16 protein-coding genes are annotated in these 16,547 nt (G+C 67.8%); 8 read left to right on the top strand and 8 right to left on the bottom strand.

Annotated elements, in window-relative coordinates; genetic code table 11:
* Window positions 1-34: 34 nt before the first annotated feature.
* Window positions 35-451 carry a hypothetical protein gene (locus OG474_RS37940; protein ID WP_405058471.1) on the top strand — a complete coding sequence of 139 codons (417 nt, stop codon included), beginning with the start codon at window positions 35-37 and terminating at the stop codon, window positions 449-451.
* Window positions 452-692: 241 nt separating this feature from the next.
* Here OG474_RS37940 and OG474_RS37935 read toward each other — a convergent pair whose 3' ends face one another.
* A complete protein-coding gene (locus OG474_RS37935) occupies window positions 693-1,790 on the bottom strand; it encodes a glycosyltransferase family 4 protein (RefSeq protein WP_405058470.1) in 1,098 nt (365 codons plus the stop codon).
* 10 nt (window positions 1,791-1,800) lie between these two features.
* Window positions 1,801-2,598 (bottom strand): helix-turn-helix transcriptional regulator, encoded by a 798-nt coding sequence (locus tag OG474_RS37930; protein WP_405058469.1) that lies wholly within the window; start codon window positions 2,596-2,598, stop codon window positions 1,801-1,803.
* 116 nt (window positions 2,599-2,714) lie between these two features.
* Here OG474_RS37930 and OG474_RS37925 point away from each other — a divergent pair, with 116 nt between their 5' ends.
* The gene (locus tag OG474_RS37925; RefSeq protein WP_405058468.1) at window positions 2,715-3,485 is read left to right on the top strand and encodes an NAD(P)H-dependent oxidoreductase; all 771 of its coding nucleotides are present in this window, start codon (window positions 2,715-2,717) and stop codon (window positions 3,483-3,485) included.
* Here OG474_RS37925 and OG474_RS37920 read toward each other — a convergent pair.
* Window positions 3,482-4,351: a phosphatidylinositol mannoside acyltransferase gene (locus tag OG474_RS37920; protein WP_405058467.1), complete on the bottom strand. Its 870-nt coding sequence runs from the start codon at window positions 4,349-4,351 to the stop codon at window positions 3,482-3,484. The two genes, OG474_RS37925 and OG474_RS37920, sit on opposite strands and share 4 nt — an antisense overlap.
* A 1-nt stretch (window position 4,352) precedes the next feature.
* Window positions 4,353-5,027: a phosphatidylinositol phosphate synthase gene (gene pgsA / locus OG474_RS37915; protein WP_405058466.1), complete on the bottom strand. Its 675-nt coding sequence runs from the start codon at window positions 5,025-5,027 to the stop codon at window positions 4,353-4,355.
* 92 nt (window positions 5,028-5,119) lie between these two features.
* Between pgsA and OG474_RS37910 the strand changes: the two genes are divergently transcribed.
* The gene (locus OG474_RS37910) at window positions 5,120-6,064 is read left to right on the top strand and encodes a hypothetical protein (RefSeq protein ID WP_405058465.1); all 945 of its coding nucleotides are present in this window, start codon (window positions 5,120-5,122) and stop codon (window positions 6,062-6,064) included.
* Window positions 6,065-6,092: 28 nt separating this feature from the next.
* Window positions 6,093-6,995 (top strand): 1-aminocyclopropane-1-carboxylate deaminase/D-cysteine desulfhydrase, encoded by a 903-nt coding sequence (locus OG474_RS37905; RefSeq protein WP_405058464.1) that lies wholly within the window; start codon window positions 6,093-6,095, stop codon window positions 6,993-6,995.
* 2 nt (window positions 6,996-6,997) lie between these two features.
* Here OG474_RS37905 and OG474_RS37900 read toward each other — a convergent pair whose 3' ends face one another.
* Complete coding sequence (locus OG474_RS37900; protein WP_405058463.1) at window positions 6,998-7,711, bottom strand: hypothetical protein; 714 nt, start codon at window positions 7,709-7,711, stop codon at window positions 6,998-7,000.
* Between the two features lie 259 nt (window positions 7,712-7,970).
* Here OG474_RS37900 and OG474_RS37895 point away from each other — a divergent pair, with 259 nt between their 5' ends.
* On the top strand, window positions 7,971-8,240 hold the full coding sequence (locus OG474_RS37895) for a hypothetical protein (protein ID WP_405058462.1): 270 nt from the start codon (window positions 7,971-7,973) through the stop codon (window positions 8,238-8,240).
* 26 nt (window positions 8,241-8,266) lie between these two features.
* A complete protein-coding gene (locus tag OG474_RS37890) occupies window positions 8,267-9,445 on the top strand; it encodes an MFS transporter (protein ID WP_405058461.1) in 1,179 nt (392 codons plus the stop codon).
* Window positions 9,446-10,158: 713 nt separating this feature from the next.
* Here the strand turns inward: OG474_RS37890 and OG474_RS37885 are convergent.
* Window positions 10,159-10,740, bottom strand: coding sequence for an HIT family protein (locus OG474_RS37885; RefSeq protein ID WP_405058460.1), 582 nt, complete (start codon window positions 10,738-10,740; stop codon window positions 10,159-10,161).
* A gap of 48 nt (window positions 10,741-10,788) precedes the next feature.
* Between OG474_RS37885 and OG474_RS37880 the strand changes: the two genes are divergently transcribed.
* Complete coding sequence (locus tag OG474_RS37880) at window positions 10,789-11,976, top strand: RNA-guided endonuclease InsQ/TnpB family protein (protein WP_405058459.1); 1,188 nt, start codon at window positions 10,789-10,791, stop codon at window positions 11,974-11,976.
* A 23-nt stretch (window positions 11,977-11,999) separates the two neighbouring features.
* On the opposite strand, the gene thrS is transcribed toward OG474_RS37880, so the two are convergent.
* The gene (gene thrS, locus OG474_RS37875) at window positions 12,000-14,021 is read right to left on the bottom strand and encodes a threonine--tRNA ligase (RefSeq protein ID WP_405058458.1); all 2,022 of its coding nucleotides are present in this window, start codon (window positions 14,019-14,021) and stop codon (window positions 12,000-12,002) included.
* Between the two features lie 158 nt (window positions 14,022-14,179).
* Between thrS and OG474_RS37870 the strand changes: the two genes are divergently transcribed.
* Complete coding sequence (locus OG474_RS37870) at window positions 14,180-14,842, top strand: DedA family protein (protein ID WP_405058457.1); 663 nt, start codon at window positions 14,180-14,182, stop codon at window positions 14,840-14,842.
* Window positions 14,843-14,898: 56 nt separating this feature from the next.
* Here OG474_RS37870 and OG474_RS37865 read toward each other — a convergent pair whose 3' ends face one another.
* Window positions 14,899-16,470, bottom strand: coding sequence for an AAA family ATPase (locus tag OG474_RS37865; protein ID WP_405058456.1), 1,572 nt, complete (start codon window positions 16,468-16,470; stop codon window positions 14,899-14,901).
* Window positions 16,471-16,547 lie beyond the last annotated feature (77 nt).

The following is a 16,547-nucleotide window of genomic DNA, read 5'->3' as shown; positions in this document are numbered from 1 at the left end:
CCTCGGGACCATTGGTCTCTGATTGGGATTCGGGATGATGCTGTACGAGGGCTTCCCCGACCTCGTCGACCTGATCGTCGCCAACATGCCCGCCGAGGTCCAGCCGATCATCCGGCAGCTGTCCACTGCGGCGTACGCCGCTCGCGCCCTGGAGCTGTACGGGGCAACTCTGCCTCCGCAGAGCCATGAACTGGCTGCCGCGGAGCTTCGCCGGCCGTCCCGCGCGCGAACGGACGACGGGTTCCGCGGTCGGCTCACGATCCACGAACTCGGCGGCGGTATCTCCGTCACGAACTCCCGGATCGCGCCGCTGACGATCGCGAGCGGCGCGCATCGCGAGTACGACTACCTGGTCTTCCGGCTGCAGGTGACCGGCAAGGGGCTCCTGCGGCAGCGGGATCGCCAGACCGTCCTGGCGCCCGGGTCGGATGCTCGGCAGTCGATCTGCTGATGATGGCGCTGCGTGATGTCGGGACCGGCGACACCGAACGCCCAGGACGGCGTCCGGCTGCGAGTCCTCAGCGACTACGTCCGCGAACACGCCGGCGACCTGGATCTCACGGGCGAGACACTCGCGGCACCACGCGATCTCCGTCCGCCAGCGCGGGACTCGCCGAAGCACGCACGTTCGAGCGGGCCTTCCAGCGCGAGTACGGCGTACCTCCGGCTCGCTGGCGGCGCGACCACCGCAGCTAGCGGCGAGCCACCAGGTCGTAGACGGCGAGGAGTTCGGGGAGCAGGACTGACCAGTCATAGGCCTGTACGGCGGTCAGTCCGGCGGAGCGTAGGCGCTCGCGGTCTGTGGGCGCGGCGAGCAGGTTGAGGACGCGGTGGGCGAGCAGGTCCACGTTGCCCGGCTCGAACAGGTCGCCCAGGCGGCCGCCCTCAAGGACCTGGCGGAAGGCAGGGAGGTCGCTCGCCAGGACTGGGGCACCCGCGGCCATTGCCTCGAGGAGGACGATGCCGAAACTCTCGCCGCCCAGGTGCGGAGCGACGTACACGTCTGAACCGGCGAGCATGTCGGCGCGGGCTTCGTCGTCGACCATGCCGAGGAACAGCACGTTGTCGCGGCACCAGAACGGCAACGAGCGCCACGCCTCATCAGCCTGGCCGGCCCCGGCCACCAGGACCTTCAGGCCGGGCCGGGCGGTGACGAGCGCGGGCACGGCCTTGAGCAGGACGCCGAGGCCCTTGCGTGGCTCGTCGAGGCGGCCGAGGAAGCTGATCGTCCCGTCGGTCCCCTGCCACTCCTGGCGCGGGCTGCCTTTGAAGCGTGCGGTGTACAGGCCGTTCGGGATCACCACGGCCTCGCCGCCGACGTGCTGGACCATCATCGAGCGCGCGTTCTCCGAGACGGCGATCCGGGCGTCGATCTTCTCCAGCGCCGGGCGCAGCAGGCTGGACGCCGCGCTCATCGCGCGCGACCGGACCTGCCAGGTGTGGAACGTCGCCACGAACGGGCCGCCCGCCGACCAGAGCGCGATGATCGAGGCACTCGGTGTCGTCGGCTCGTGCACGTGGACCACGTCGAAGTCACCCTCGGCCAGCCAGCTCTTCACCCGCGCCGCGGTCCGCGGTCCGAAGGTGACCCGGGCCACCGAGCCGTTGTACGGAACTCCGACGGCTCGTCCGGACGAGACGACGTACGGCGGGACCTCGTTGTCGTCGACCGGGGCGAGCACCGAGACTTCGTGGCCGACGTCGAGCAGGGCCTCGGCCAGGTCGCGGACATGGTTCTGCACACCGCCGGGCATGCCCAGCGAGTACGGGCACACCACGCCGATCCTCACGGACCAATTGTCACCCGAGGCCGGTAAGCAACCGCAGCCCGTCCGCGGCCGGAGTGCCGGGCGCAGCGGAGAGTGTGACGAGCTCCATGCCGGAGTCGTCGGGCAGCGCGAAGTTCTCCTGGTGCAGTTCGAGCAGTCCGACCAGGGGATGCCGGTACGCCTTGCGCCCATGCGTGCGGGCGCGGACCTCGGCGCGGGCCCAGAGGCGGCGGAAGCGGTCGCTGTGCATCGCCAGCTCACCGATCAGCTCGGCGAGGCGCCGGTCGTCCGGGTACTGCCCGGCTGACAGGCGCAGATGGCCGACCACGTCGACTGTGCAGTCGTCCCAGTCGGCGTACAGGCCGCGCTCGTCCTCCTCGAGGAAGATGTGCCGGGCGATGTTGAGGCCCGGCATCGACCGGGCGAACAGCAGCTCGGCCAGACGGTTCCCGGCGAGCGCCTCCAGGCGGTGGTCCATGATCAGCGCGGGGGCGGCGATCAGGTCGAGGACCCGCTGCAGCTCGGGCCGGATCTTGCTCGCCGGCGCCTTCGCGCGGCGGCGGCGCTGGCGCGCGAGGCGGTCGAGGTGGCCGCGTTCGGTCTCGTCCAGGCCGAGTACGCGAGCCAGCGCGTCCAGGACCTGCTCGGAGGGCTGGGTGGCGCGGCCCTGCTCCAGGCGGACGTAGTAGTCGACGCTCACGCCGGACAGGTGGGCGACCTCCTCGCGGCGCAGCCCTTCGACCCGGCGACGGCTGTCGGTAGGGATGCCGACGGTGGCCGGAACGACCCGGGAGCGCCGGGTCCGCAGGAACCCCGCGAGATCGTCCATGCCTCCAGTATCGCCTCGAGGCGGCGTACAAGGGTGGTCCTGCCAACACCAGGAAGTCCGGTCCGACGGAAGTCGCGCCCCTGAACACCGGGCGCCGCGGTGCCCAGACTCGAGCCATGAAGACTCTGATCGTCTACGCCCACCCCGAGCCTCGTTCGCTGAACGGTTCGCTGAAGGACCTCGCGGTGTCCACGCTGGAGGGCGCGGGGCACGACGTACTGGTGAGCGACCTGTACGCGATGAACTGGAAGGCCGCCATCGACGCCGCGGACTTCGGCCCGTGCGACCCGCTGCGGATCCCCCGCGCCTCCGGCCAGGCCTTCGACGCCGGCACGCTGACTCCGGACGTCCGCGCCGAGCAGGAGAAGCTGCTCTGGGCGGACACGGTCATCTTCCAGTTCCCGCTCTGGTGGTACTCGATGCCGGCCATCCTCAAGGGCTGGGTCGATCGCGTGTTCAGCTTCCATTTCGCGTACGGCGTCGGTGAGCACAGCGACACCCGGTACGGCGAACGCTTCGGGGAAGGCACGCTGGCCGGGCGCAGGGCGATGCTGTCGGTGACCACCGGCGGCCCGGAATCGCATTACGCCGAGCGTGGGATCAACGGACCGATCGACGATCTGCTGTTCCCGATCCACCACGGGATCCTCTACTACCCCGGTCTCGAGGTGCTCCCGCCATTCGTGCTCTACGGGACCGATCGGCTGAGCGACGAGGAGTACCCGGATGTCGCCAAGGCCTGGACGGATCGGCTGCTCACCTTGGACTCGACCGCACCCATCGCGTTCCGGCGGCAGAACTACGGCGACTACGAGATCCCGTCGCTACAGCTGAAGGATGGATTGGAGCCCACCGGCCGAAGCGGCTTCGGGCTCCACGTGCGCTAGTCCTCGAGGAAGATCCGCTGCAGCATGTGCCAGTCCTCGGGGTGCGCGGCGATCCCGCGGGCATAGGCGTCGGCGCAGCGCTGGGTCATCGCCGCGGCACCGCCCTCGGTGCCGACCGGGTCGTGGAAGGTGATCACCAGATCCGGCCCGTCGAAGTGCAGCGTGGCCGGGATCAGCGGGGCGCCGGTCTTCAGGCTCAGTGCCGCCGGGCCGACCGGCATCCGCGACGGACGTCCGAAGAACGTCACCGGTACGCCGCGCTCGGACAGATCGCGATCGGCGACCAGGCAGACGAACTGCCCGGCCTGCAACTGCTCCGCGAGAACCGCGGTGACGTCCTCGTCACCACCGGTGAGCGGGAGCACCTCCATGCCCAACTGCTTGCGGTAGGCAATGAATCGGTCGAACAGCGACTCGGGCTTCAGCCGCTCCGCCACCGTCCAGACCGGCATCCCTGTGCGCCCGGCCCAGGCGCCCGCGTGGTCGTAGTTCGCCAGGTGCGGGAGCCCGCAGATGACGCCCTTCCCCGCGGCATGGGCGTCGCGGAGCAGCTTCTCGTTCACCGTCCGGACCCGGCCGACGATCTGCTCATCGGTCCAGTCCGGCAGCCGGAACGCCTCCTGCCAGTAGCGCAGGTAGGAGCGCATCCCGGCCTGCGTCAGCGCATCGAGCTCCGCCGGGGTGGCGTCGGGGCGGACGACCGCGAGATTGCTCCGCAGCCGCTGCACCCCGCGGCCGTTCCCGCGGTAGGTCCGATCCGCCGCCCGCTGGAACAACCAGGTGACGGTTCGTTCCGGCAGGCGTCGTACGACGGTCCAGGCGAGCGCGAAGGCTAGGTCGACAACCCGCTGGCGGAGCGCCTCCACGTCAGTCCTTGGCGGGCGGCGCAGGTGGCGCGGGCGGCGGCGGGGTGTCGAGACCGGCGTTGGCCGGGTCGGCCAGCACCTGCTTGCGGACCGACAGCGACCGCTGGATCACGGTGATCGTGCTCGCCGCCGCGATGTACCAGATCACGATCTCCAGCAGGATCGGCAGGTTGAACAGGTCGGAGAAGAACGCGACGACCAGCGTGAAGACCAGGCGGTCGGCGCGCTCGGCCAGGCCGCCGCTCGCCTTCAGCCCGAGGCTCTCGGCCTTGGCCCGCGCGTACGACGTCACCGCACCCATCACCAGCGCCCACAGCGTCACCGACGCCATCAGGGTCGAGTCGCCGGCGTTGGAGTTCGCGTAGAACAGCACCAGGCCGCCGAAGATCGCGCCGTCGGCGATCCGGTCCAGCGTCGAGTCCAGGTACGAACCCCACTTCGACGCGGTCCCCGACGTACGGGCCATGTAGCCGTCGATCAGGTCGGAGAAGACGAAACAGGTGATCACCAGCGCGCCCACCCAGAGGTGGCCGCGGGGGAAGAAGATCAGCGCCCCGGCCGACACCCCGACGGTGCCGACCAGCGTGACCATGTCGGCGCTGACGCCGAGCTTCAGGAGGAGGTTGGCGATCGGTCGGATCACCGCGGTCCAGAACTTCCGGAATCTGTTAAGCATGGCGACCGCGATCGTAGTCGCTCCGGATCACTATCGGATGACAGCCACCCTGCTGGGAGTGATCCTGGATACAACACGCTGGGAGGTGAGGCATGCGAATCGCCCTGTTCGCCGTGCTGATCGCGCTGGTTCTGCCTGGATGTTCGGTCGCCCGAAACGCCAATCGGGTCGACCCGTCCATCCCAGCCCCACCGCCCGGCATCCCCACTGTCATCGCTCCCCCACAGGCCCAGGGCCTCGACGGCCGGTCCGGTGCACCCGGCCCACAGGTCTGTACGGCGATCGCCGGTGAACTGACCGGTCGCCTGAGCGTGCCCGTCGTCGCCCACGCAGGCGCCTGGAACGACGGCGGTCTGCCCGCCCTCGACCTGTGCACCCTGCTCGTCGAAGGTCGCTCGGTCACGGTCGGAGTGAGCGCTCTCCCAAGGCAACCGGATTCTCTCGGCCGCCTCCTCACCGGCGCCGGCCACATCGCGCCCCTGACCGAACTCGGGCCGGAAGCTCAGATCACCGAGTCCCGGATCGTCTTCATCACCGCCGATCACGCCATCCGCATCACTCCCGCCGGCGGCATCGACCAGGGCCGCGCCGACGGCCTCGACCGCGCCAAGGCCGTGACGATCGCGCTGGCCGCGAGGGACGCCGTACCTCGTGTGCTTCGAACTGCTCGCCAGACCGACTCGACGTGTCAGATCTCGAACTCGGCGGCCGAGAAGTTCATCGGCGCCGCGGCCCAGCTACGCCGCGACTACCGCGTCCACGGCGCCCTGACCTGCATCTGGGGCACCCCCACCGCAACGGTCGCCATCGTCGAGGCCTTCGACCAAACCGCCATCCCCGAGTCCCAACGCACACCCCCACCCCACAACGCCCCCATCGGCAGCCCCGGCTACTACCTCCCCGAAAACGCCGAACTAGTCTTCCAACTAGGCCGCCGCGTAGTCCGCGTCACCGCCCTAACCACCCCACCCCGCGCAGTCCCCCTCGAAGCGCTGACCGACATCGTCGACCAAATGATGCCCCTCTTCCTGAGGTAAGCCGCTCGACCCGTGCGATCCTGGGGTGGTGGGCGAGCTTGGGTCGGTCGATCTTCAGCTGCCGTCGCCGGTGTCAGAACTCGTTGACGGCCGTCTGGCTGCAGCCGGCGTGCGGGTGCTTCTCAAGCGCGACGACCTGATCCACCCCGAGATCCCAGGCAACAAGTGGCGCAAGCTGAAATACAACATCTCCACGGCGCGTACGCTCGCCTGCGACACCCTCCTGACGTTCGGGGGTGCGTACTCCAACCACATCCGGGCGACTGCCGCGGTTGGCTCCTACGGCGGGTTCAAGACCATCGGCGTGATTCGTGGCGAAGAACATTTGCCGTTGAACCCGTCCCTCGCATATGCGGTGGCCCGCGGCATGCGGCTCAGCTATCTGGATCGAACCACTTACCGTGCAAAGACCTCGCCTGAAGTGATCGGCAGCCTGCACAGGGAATTCGGTGATTTCTATCTGCTGCCCGAAGGCGGCAGTAACAGCGACGCTCTCCGGGGATGTGCAGAGGTCCCAGCAGAGCTTGCAGTGCCGTTCGACGTGTTGTTCTGCGCGGTCGGCACCGGCGGAACGCTGGCCGGGGTCGCGGCAGGGCTGACCACTCGCCAGATGGCGATTGGTGTCCCGGTTCTGAAGGGCGGAGCCTTCCTCGAGGACGAGATTGTTGAGATGCAGCAGCGCTTGTACGGCGAACGCGTCGGCACCTGGCATCTCGAATGCGGCTATCACTTCGGTGGCTACGCGAAGCGAACACCCGAGCTGGACGACTTCATCGAGGACTTTCACTTGAAGCACGGACTCCGACTCGACTGGGTGTACGAGGCGAAGATGATGCACGCAGTGTTCGACCAGGTCGCACGCGGAACGTTCGCCCGCGGTACGACGATCGTCGCACTCCTCTGCGGATCCGGAGAGATCCCTGGGTTGTGAGCTCAGTCCTCCAGCCACTCAAGTCGCCACTCGCCCGAGTTCACCGTGAACTCCTTGCCGAATCCAAGCCACTGGCCGCTCATCGACCGCCCCTGCGGGCTGACGACGAGCTGGATGGTTCCGTGGTAACCGGCACCCCGGTAATAGCCATCCGACGATGTCCGCTCCGCCCAGGTCCCGGTGGCGATCGCTCCCTTCAGCGACAGTTCCAACTTGAGCCTCGACTCGCCCTCTGCTGGATCGTTGGTACCGACTATCCGGCGACCTGCATGACGCAGTCGCACCGTGTGCTCGCCATGGAGCCCCTTGTCTCGGCCAGATGAGTAGTAGCTGTAGCGGGAGAGCCACAACCCGGCCAGCGTTCCATCGGTGACGTCCGCGAGGTCGGCTCCTCGGAAGTCCGCCAGGTCGGCGACGAGATCTGCCACCGAGCACTGATACAACTCTGCCAACCTGGCCAGCACATCCAACGACGGCGCATAACCAGTCGCAGCCGGCCACTGCTCCCAGTATGAAAAGTTCTTGAAAGTCTTCGGGTCTTCCGGCCACTGCTCGTTCCATCGGTCCGCTGCATCGCGCTGGCTCCAATCGCGAGCCAGCCGGAAGGCGACCCGGCGATTGACGCCGAACCGGTCAGCGAAGGCATCTGCTATCTCGACCCAGGTGGAGCCCTGGCCACGCAACTCGGCTGCCCATTGCCGTCGCTCCTGGCGCATGCTCCCGCCCGCGCTGGGCCGGAGTGCTGGATTGGTACTCACAGTGACCATGGTGCCACGAAAAGTCCCTGTCTGGCGGGGAGGTGTGCCGGGAATGATCACCGGTTGCCTCGGTGGTTCCGGTGCGTGATTGGCAGCAGAGTTTGGGGTGAGGTCAGGGCGGCAGGTGAGCCCCGAGCGCGCAGGGCGGTGCGCCGTCTCCCCTGCCCTGTCGCCCTGGCCGTTCCACTCGCCGTCCACACCTACGGGGGCACCACCTATGTCGAACCCAACAGCTCCTCCGCGGCGGTTCTGGCTCGTGCAGGACGAGGCCGGAATTGTTGCTGAGGGCATCCTTTGGTCCAGCGGGCAGGTCGCCGTGCACTGGCCCGGCCGTCCAGTGGGAACGTCGCAGTGGACCTCCATCACGGACTTGCTGGCAGTGCATGCGCACGAGGTCGAGTGGATCGACACGGGCCGGGGCCGGCGCCGCGAATGCGCGCACGCTGAGTGCGTCGAATATGACAACGGCGCGATCTGGGTGCACTGATCCGGTCCGCTAGTACTGTGTGGTTCGTGCCGGATGCAGCTGCGAGGCCGGAGCGGCGGACGGTGCTGGTGTCTTGTCTGCTCGTGTTCATGACTCAGATGGCGACGACGATCTACTTGCCGTCGCTTCCGGCGGTCGAGCGGCAGTTCGGGATCTCGCGGAGCTTCGCGGCCTTGTCGGTGTCGTTGTTCGTCATCGCCGCGGCTTTGCCGGTCCTGCTATGGGGACGCGCGGCGGAACGGTACGGCCGCCGCGCAGCGGTGCTCGCCGCGCTTGCCCTCTTCGTCGTCGCCAGTGTGCTGTTGGCGCTGAACACCTCCGCGCCCGGGTTGCTGGTCCTGCGCTCGCTGCAGGGCGTCGGCGCCGGTGGCGCCGCGATCCTTGCTCGGATCATCGTGCGGGACCTCGGTGACGGCGAAGTACTCGCGCGCCGGCTATCGGTGCTGTCGATCGCATTCGTGGCCGCACTCGGGGGAGGTCAGTTCCTCGGCGGTCTGATCGGCAAGTACTCGCACTGGCAGACGGGGTTCGTCGTACTGGCGGTCGTCGGATCGATCGGCGCGCTCGCGACAACAACTCTGACGCTGGAGCCCAAGCAGGGACGAGGCCGACAGTCCGGCGCGACCCGGCTGTACCTCCAGATTCTCACCACCCCGGCATTCTTGCGCCCGACCGTCGCCGCCGGTCTCGGCTTCGCCACCATCGTCCTCCTGCAGGAGGTGGCGCCGTTCGTCTTTCAGCGGGACTTCGGCCTGAGCGTCGATGCCTACGGCAATGTCGGACTCCTGTTCGGCTTGTCCTACTTCTCCGGTGCGCTGGTGGTGAACCGATGGTCGGCTTCGATCGGCTCGGCGAAGCTGATGCGCGGCGGTGCGCTCGTCATGACGGGCTCGGGCGTCCTGCTGGTCGGTTTGTGGATCCTTCCCGGCCTTCCGCTCACCGCAGCGATGGTCACCTTCATCGCGTTGTACTGCGTCACGACCTTCGGCCAAGCAGCACTGTTTCCCAGTGGCATGGCCGTCGCGGTGACCAGCGTGCAGGGCAACGGAGCCTACGCGGTGGCTCTGTGCGGATTCGCGGCGCAGTCCATCGCCGGCCTCGTGACCAGCCTCGCAGTCGTGCTGCACGACAACGTCACTTGGGCGAGCGTCGCAACAGCGATGAGCGCCCTCGCCTATCTGCTGGTCCGCCGCAGCGCCAGGTAACCAGCCGCGCCACACTCGAGGCGGGCTGCCGGTCGTGGCGCGTCGAGTGAAGCCACCGTGGCGATGGGTGGGTAGCGGACCGCCATCAGCCACCAACTCTGCGCGGCCCGCCTGGTCCACGCTCTGCCCGCGGATCGATCACAACGTCCGAAAACACGCCGACCACGTACCGCTGTCATGTCTCGGGACATCGGTACTAGTTGCTGTCTCCGAAGATAGGTGGCAGTTATGGCTGCGGTCGAGCCGGTCTGGCGGCGTTGGGCTGTGGTTGTGAGCCTGTTGGGGAGTGCGGCGCCGGCTCGGGATCTGCGGGAGTTGTCGATCAGCGGAGTTCTGCTGCCGCTGGGTGGCAGTAGATCCACACAAAGGCGCGCCGATGGGTCGGTGCCCGTTGGCGGCCGAGCTTCCCGTTGCCTGGGCCTCAGCAAATTTTGGTGGGTTATCCGTTCAAGTTGACCCTTCTCTGGTCAAAAAACGAGGGGAGAACCAGCAACTTGAGCGGAGATCCCCTCAACCTTCCCGTGCAGCAAATCGGCCGCAGCCGCGACCCCCGGCCATGAACCAGAACTCAAGCCTGCGAACCGCTCAAAGTGTCACCAATGTCCCGCGACACACCGTGAACTATCTGACGAGACTCAACAGCCGACCACGTACCGCGAACCTTCGGACGCAACGACACCTCGCGCGGCGGTGCGGACACTGAGCGGGCGGTGTCAGGTGGTTGGCCAGGACTTGGCGAGTAGGGCGCGGGTGTCCGCGAGGAGCTGCGGCAGCACCTTGGTTTGGCCGATTACGGGCATGAAGTTCGCGTCGCCTTCCCAGCGCGGTACGACGTGCTGGTGCAGGTGCCCGGCGATCCCCGCACCGGCGATCTCGCCCTGATTCATGCCGATGTTGAACCCGTGCGCATCCGACACCGAACGCACCGCCAGCATCGCCTGCTGAGTCAGCGCAGCAATGTCAGAGACCTCAGCCGCCGTCAGCTCGGTGTAGTCGGCCACATGCCGGTACGGCACCAACATCAGGTGCCCCGGGTTGTACGGATACAGATTCAGTACGGCGTACGCCGCCTCGGCCCGGTGCACGATCAGCGCATCGGCATCCGGTTCGCCGGGCAACCGGCAGAACGGGCAGCCCGACCCGGCGTCCTTGCTCGTGGGCTTGTTCTCACCCTCGATATAGGCCATCCGATGCGGCGTCCACAGCCGCAGGAACGGATCGGCCACCCCGACCCCGTCCTGCCGCACCAGCTCCTCAGGAACATACGGCGAGTCCGGATCTGTCTCGTCGCCCATGGCTCATCCGTCCCGAAATCTGTCGGTGGTCGATGCAACGCTTGATTCATGTCCAGATACCGTCTGCAACCGACACCCCAGCAGGCCGACGCCTTGCTGCTTCATTGCAGGCATGCCCGATTTGTCTGGAATCTCGCGGTCGAGCAACACTCCTTCTGGACTCCCGACCGCAGATCGGCACCCGGCTACCTCGAGCAGTCTCGACAGCTCACCGAGGCTCGCAGGGAGTTCGAGTGGCTCCGGGATGGTTCTCAGACCGTTCAGCAGCAGGCGTTGCGCGACTTCAGCCAGGCGATGTGTGCATTCTTCAACGGAACGCATCGGCCACCTACCTGGCGGAAGGCCGGAGTCAACGAAGGATTCCGCATGGTCGCGTTCAAGCCTGCGCATCTTCGTCGCCTGAGCAAGAATGTCGGCGCGGTTCGAATCCCCAAAGTGGGCTGGACCAAATTCCGATGGAGCCGACTCCCCCCAGCCGCGAAGTCCTACCGGGTGACACTCGACCGATCCGGCCGATGGCACATCGCGTTCGCAGCGATCCCCCCGGAGATCAAAGCGCCGGGACGCGAGGAGGTCGTTGGCATCGATCGCGGAGTCGCCGTCACGATCGCTCTCTCGACCGGAGAGCTGCTCATTGCTCCGCAGCTTCGCCCAGCCGAGCAGCGCCGTTTCGAGCATCTCGCTCGCAAACTGAGCCGAGCTCAGCCGGGATCCACAAGGCGAGGACGCATCAAACTCGCGGTCGCCCGCCTGCTGGCCCGCCAGCGCGATCGGCGCAGGGATTGGATCGAGAAGCAGACGACAATGCTCGCCGGGCGCTTCGATGTCATCAAGCTCGAAGACCTGCGGGTCGGGCAGATGACCCGCTCGGCCCGACGAACCAGGGAACACCCTGGGGTCGGAGTGCGTCGCAAGTCCCAGCTGAATCGCCGGGTCCGCGACAGCGCATGGGGGATGATCGCCCAGCGGCTCCGAGACAAAGCGGCTGGACGGGTTGAGTTCGTCAGGGCAGCTTTTACTTCGCAACGTTGTCACCGTTGCGGCCACACTGCGAGAGAGAACCGCAAGAGCCAAGCGGCCTTTCGCTGTGTGACCTGCGGACACACTGATCACGCCGATGTGAATGCTGCCAAGAACATCGCGGCAGGGCATGCCGTGACTGCGCGGGGAGGCCAGCCGTTGGGCCGGCCTGCGAACCGCGAACCTCACCGCTCGACCTCCCCGGTCAGTGGCTGAACCCGGCTTACGCCGGGTGGATGTCAAACCTGGGCGCGCTTCTGCACGGCCTCGACGATCTCGGCGACCGCGTCCGCGAGCGGTACGCCGTTCTTCTGGGTGCCGTCGCGGTAGCGGAAGGACACCGACCCGGCGGCCATGTCCTCGTCGCCGGCGATGAGCATGAAGGGGACCTTGGCCTTCTGCGCGTTCCGGATCTTCTTCTGCATCCGGTCGTCGGAGGAGTCGACCTCGATCCGGATCCCCTGCGCCTTCAGTTGCTGGGCGACGTCGTACAGGTAGTCGACGTGTCCGTCGGTGATCGGGATCCCGGTCACCTGGACCGGCGCGAGCCACGGCGGGAAGACGCCGGCGTAGTGCTCGACCAGGACCGCGACGAACCGCTCGATCGAACCGAACAGCGCGCGGTGGATCATCACCGGCCGCTGCCGCGAACCGTCGGGCGCGGTGTACTCCAGCTCGAACCGCTCCGGCAGGTTGAAGTCCAGCTGGATCGTCGACATCTGCCAGGTCCGGCCGATCGCGTCGCGGGCCTGCACGGAGATCTTCGGGCCGTAGAACGCGGCGCCGCCCGGGTCCGGGACCAGCTCCAGGCCGGAACCCTCCGCGACCTCGCGCAGCGTATTGGTCGCCTCTTCCCAGACCTCGTCGGACCCGACGAACTTCTCCGGGTTCTTCGTGGACAGCTCCAGGTAGAAGTCGTCCAGGCCGTAGTCGGCGAGCAGGCCCAGCACGAAGGTGAGCAGGTTCTTCAGCTCGTCGCGCATCTGCTCACGCGTGCAGTAGATGTGCGCGTCGTCCTGGGTGAAGCCGCGGGCGCGCGTCATGCCGTGGATGACGCCGGACTTCTCCAGCCGGTAGACCGTGCCGAACTCGAACAGCCGCAGCGGCAGCTCGCGGTACGAGCGACCGCGCGCGGCGAAGATCAGGTTGTGCATCGGGCAGTTCATCGGCTTCAGGTAGTAGTCCTGGCCCTGCTTGCGGATCTGCCCGTCCGCGCCACGCTCCTCGTCGAGGTGCATGGGCGGGTACATGCCGTCGGCGTACCAGTCCAGGTGGCCCGAGGTCTCGAACAGCTGGCCCTTGGTGATGTGCGGCGAGTAGACGAACTCGTAGCCGTCCTCGACGTGGCGCTGGCGGGAGTAGTCCTCCATCACCTTGCGCAGCACGCCGCCCTTGGGGTGGAAGACCGCGAGGCCGGAGCCGATCTCGTCGGGGAAGCTGAACAGGTCCAGCTCGTTGCCCAGCTTGCGGTGGTCGCGCTTGGCGGCCTCCTCCAAGCGGGTCAGGTACGCCTTGAGCTCGTCCCGGCTCTCCCAGGCGGTGCCGTAGATGCGCTGCAGCTGCGGGTTCTTCTCACTACCCCGCCAGTACGCCGCTGCCGTCCGCATCAGCTTGAAGTTGCCCAGGTACCCGGTGGCCGGCACGTGCGGACCGCGGCACAGGTCCTTCCAGGCGACCGAGTCGTCGCGCCGGATGTTGTCGTAGATCGTCAGCTCGCCGCTGCCCACCTCGACGCTCGCGCCCTCGGCAGCGTCGGCCGCGGAACCCTTGATGCCGATCAGCTCGAGCTTGTACGGCTCGGCCTTGAGTTCCTTGCGCGCGTCGTCGTCGCTGACCACCCGGCGGCTGAAACGCTGCCGCTCCTTGATGATCTGCTGCATCTTCTTCTCGAGCTTGCCGAGGTCGTCCGGGGTGAACGGAGTCTCGACGTCGAAGTCGTAGTAGAAACCGTTCTCGACGGGCGGGCCGATGCCGAGCTTGGCGTCCGGGAACAGCTCCTGCACCGCCTGCGCGAGCACATGCGCGGTCGAGTGCCGGATGATCGCGCGGCCGTCGTCCGAGCCCGCCTTGACCGGCTCGATCTCGTCGCCGTCCGCGATCACCTTGGACAGATCGCGCAGCTCACCGTTGACGCGAGCGGCGATGGCGGAGCGGTCCTGACCGAAGATCTCGGCGAACAGCTCCCCGATCGTCGTCGTCTCGGTCACACTCCGCTCAGCCTCGCCCTCGACGCCGACCAGATGGACCTTGACTTCCGACACGGTGCACTCCTCCACTACGACCGGCCCACTGCCGGTCCCGCACGAATGGTATCGGCGACACGGTTGCCCCGGATGACGGGCACCCCTGACGAAAGTAGGGGGTCGGTCAGGTCTCTCGTCCGATGTGGGCAGGGGTCAGTCCTTCATACCGTCGGTTCATGGCCGATGCCCTGCTGCACTTCGCGGAAGAACTGATGTCTTCGTGGTGGATCTACCTCGCGGTCTGGGGGTTCGCCGCGCTCGACGGCTTCTTCCCGGCCGTCCCCAGCGAGACCCTGGTCGTCACCGCCGGCGTCTTCGCCGCCTCGATCGGCAGTCCCAACCTGTACGTCGTGATCGTGGTGGCCGCCCTCGGTGCCTTCGTCGGCGACCACCTTTCCTACTGGCTGGGCCGCGGCGCGGGTGGCCGGATGCTCGACCGCGTCAAGCCCGGGACCAAACGCCATACCGCCATCATGTGGGCGCGCCGAGCGCTCGCCGACCGCGGCGGCCTGGTCCTCATCGTCGCGCGCTACATCCCGGGCGGCCGCACCGCCGTCACCCTCACCATGGGCAGCGTCCGCTATCCCCTCCGCCGATTCACGCCGTACGCGGCACTGGCCGCCATCAGCTGGGGTCTCTACTGCACCCTCGTCGGCTACATCGGCGGCAAAGCCTTCGAGGACAACCCCCTCAAGGGCGTCGTCCTCGGCATCGGCCTGGCCCTCGGCGTCACCTTGATAGTCGAGCTCGTCCGCCACTACCTCCACAAGCGCCGCCCTCAACCTGAGGTCGAGCCTGAGGTCCTCGTCGAGGCGCAGAGCAGCCTGGCCGAGCGCTGAAGACACACGACAGCGCCCCGGCTTCGTGGAAGCCGGGGCGCTGTCAGGTGCTGGTGCTACCGCGGAACGTTGAGCGCGATCGTGATCTGCTCGGAGACCTTGGCGGCGAGCTCCAGGCCGGCGCGACGGGTGGCCGGCTGGAGGGCCGAGTGGTCCAGCGGACCCTCGGCGGCGATGTGCTGGTCGGTGGGGATGTCAACGACCGCGGCCGCGCGGGACTCGAAGTACGGCCGGAGCTGCTTCTCGACCTCGCGGTTCACGTCACCCGGACCGTTGGAGACCGCGATCACCGCACGGCGGATCAGGCGCTGCGCCTCGGGACCCTGGTTGTCCAGCTCCTCCAGCATCTGCACGGCGGCCGCACAGGACAGGCTCTTCCACTTGATCGGGATGACGAGGGCGTCGGCCGCCTTCATCGCCTCGCGCCAGTTGCTGGAACCCTCGTTGTTCCCGGTGTCGATCACGAGCACCTTGTAGAACCGGCTCAGCAGACGGTGGATCTGGTCGAAGTCCTTCGCCTCGATCTGCGCGTACGTCGTGACCGCGGACGTCAGCACGTCGTACTGACCCGAGACCTGGTGCCGCAGGTATGCCGCGACGTCGCCCAGGCGCGCATCCGGCTGGGTCAGCATCGCCATCGCCTGCAGCATGTCCGTGACCGTGGACCGCGTGTTCGTGTCGTGCGTACGCAGGTGCATGTTGCCGCGCAGCTCGTTGTTGTCCCAGGCCACGACACCGCCACCACGCGCCTGACCGAGCGCACCGGCCAGCAGCAGCGTGGTCGGGGTCTTGCCCGAGCCACCCTTCGGGTTGGCCACCACGATCGTGACCGGGCGCCGGAACGCGGTCGCCGCGGTTGCCCGCGCGATCCGCTCCGTGCGCTCGGTGGTGCCCGGGCGCAGTCGCAGCACGCTCCGCACACCGCGCTCGGCCGGAGCCTCCCGCGGCAACGGCAGCGCCTGCATCAGCTCGTCGGTCCGGTACGAGACATCGCGCTGCTGCGGGACGTTCTGGCCCGGGATGCCCTGCGGGAAGAAGTGCTGTGCGGCCGGGGACAGCTGCTGTCCACCTTGCTGGCTCGGCTGCTGCTGGCTCGGCTGCTGCTGCGGGGCGGGTGGCGTGTGGCCGCCGCCCAGACCACCGCCGGTCGGGCCCTGACCGAAAGGCGGGCCAGTGACGTTGAACGACTGACCTCCGAACACCGGAGTGGTCGGCTGCTCGACGGCCGGGGTCTCGTCTGCGACGTCGTCAGCAGCGGCGTCGTCCGACTTGTCCGCGGCAGGTTGCGTCCAGGAGCTCGTCGGCTCGGTGGCCGGCTGTGTCCAGGACGGGCTGGGCGACGGAGCCGGGCTCGCGGCTTCGTCGGCAGCTGGGGTCTGCGGCTCGCTTGGGGGCGTCGGCTTCTCCCAAGGCGCTGCTTGGCCTGTGGCCGGACGGGACCACGAGTCACCCGGGAAGTCCTCGGACAGTTCGTCCGAGCTCTCCTCCTTGGCCGCGGCCGCCTCGGCGGCCGGGTCGGAGTTCGGGTCCGGCTGGGTCCAGGAAGGCGTCGGTTGCCACATTCTCCGGACCTCGGCCGCCGCCGCTTCCCGGTCCTTGTGCTGTCCGGAGTTGTGCGAGTCGGTCACGACCTGGGTCCCCGATTTCTGTGAGAAGGGGCGGCGGTGCGCCCCACAGCTGCTATGTCGATCCGGAGGTGAGGTCC

The organism is Kribbella sp. NBC_01505 (assembly GCF_045040285.1).
Classification (GTDB): domain Bacteria; phylum Actinomycetota; class Actinomycetes; order Propionibacteriales; family Kribbellaceae; genus Kribbella.
Note: the sequence above shows the minus strand (reverse complement) of the source record. Positions and strands in the feature narration are given on the sequence as shown.

Excerpts from the sequence above, each read along its gene's own strand:
- OG474_RS37940 (WP_405058471.1), top strand. The coding sequence starts at position 35 with ATGATGCTGTACGAGGGCTTCCCCGACCTCGTCGACCTGATCGTCGCC.
- OG474_RS37930 (WP_405058469.1), bottom strand. The coding sequence starts at position 2,598 with ATGGACGATCTCGCGGGGTTCCTGCGGACCCGGCGCTCCCGGGTCGTT.
- OG474_RS37885 (WP_405058460.1), bottom strand. The coding sequence starts at position 10,740 with ATGGGCGACGAGACAGATCCGGACTCGCCGTATGTTCCTGAGGAGCTG.
- OG474_RS37910 (WP_405058465.1), top strand. The coding sequence starts at position 5,120 with ATGCGAATCGCCCTGTTCGCCGTGCTGATCGCGCTGGTTCTGCCTGGA.
- OG474_RS37895 (WP_405058462.1), top strand. The coding sequence starts at position 7,971 with ATGTCGAACCCAACAGCTCCTCCGCGGCGGTTCTGGCTCGTGCAGGAC.
- OG474_RS37900 (WP_405058463.1), bottom strand. The coding sequence starts at position 7,711 with ATGCGCCAGGAGCGACGGCAATGGGCAGCCGAGTTGCGTGGCCAGGGC.
- OG474_RS37880 (WP_405058459.1), top strand. The coding sequence starts at position 10,789 with ATGTCCAGATACCGTCTGCAACCGACACCCCAGCAGGCCGACGCCTTG.
- pgsA (WP_405058466.1), bottom strand. The coding sequence starts at position 5,027 with ATGCTTAACAGATTCCGGAAGTTCTGGACCGCGGTGATCCGACCGATC.
- OG474_RS37870 (WP_405058457.1), top strand. The coding sequence starts at position 14,180 with ATGGCCGATGCCCTGCTGCACTTCGCGGAAGAACTGATGTCTTCGTGG.
- OG474_RS37925 (WP_405058468.1), top strand. The coding sequence starts at position 2,715 with ATGAAGACTCTGATCGTCTACGCCCACCCCGAGCCTCGTTCGCTGAAC.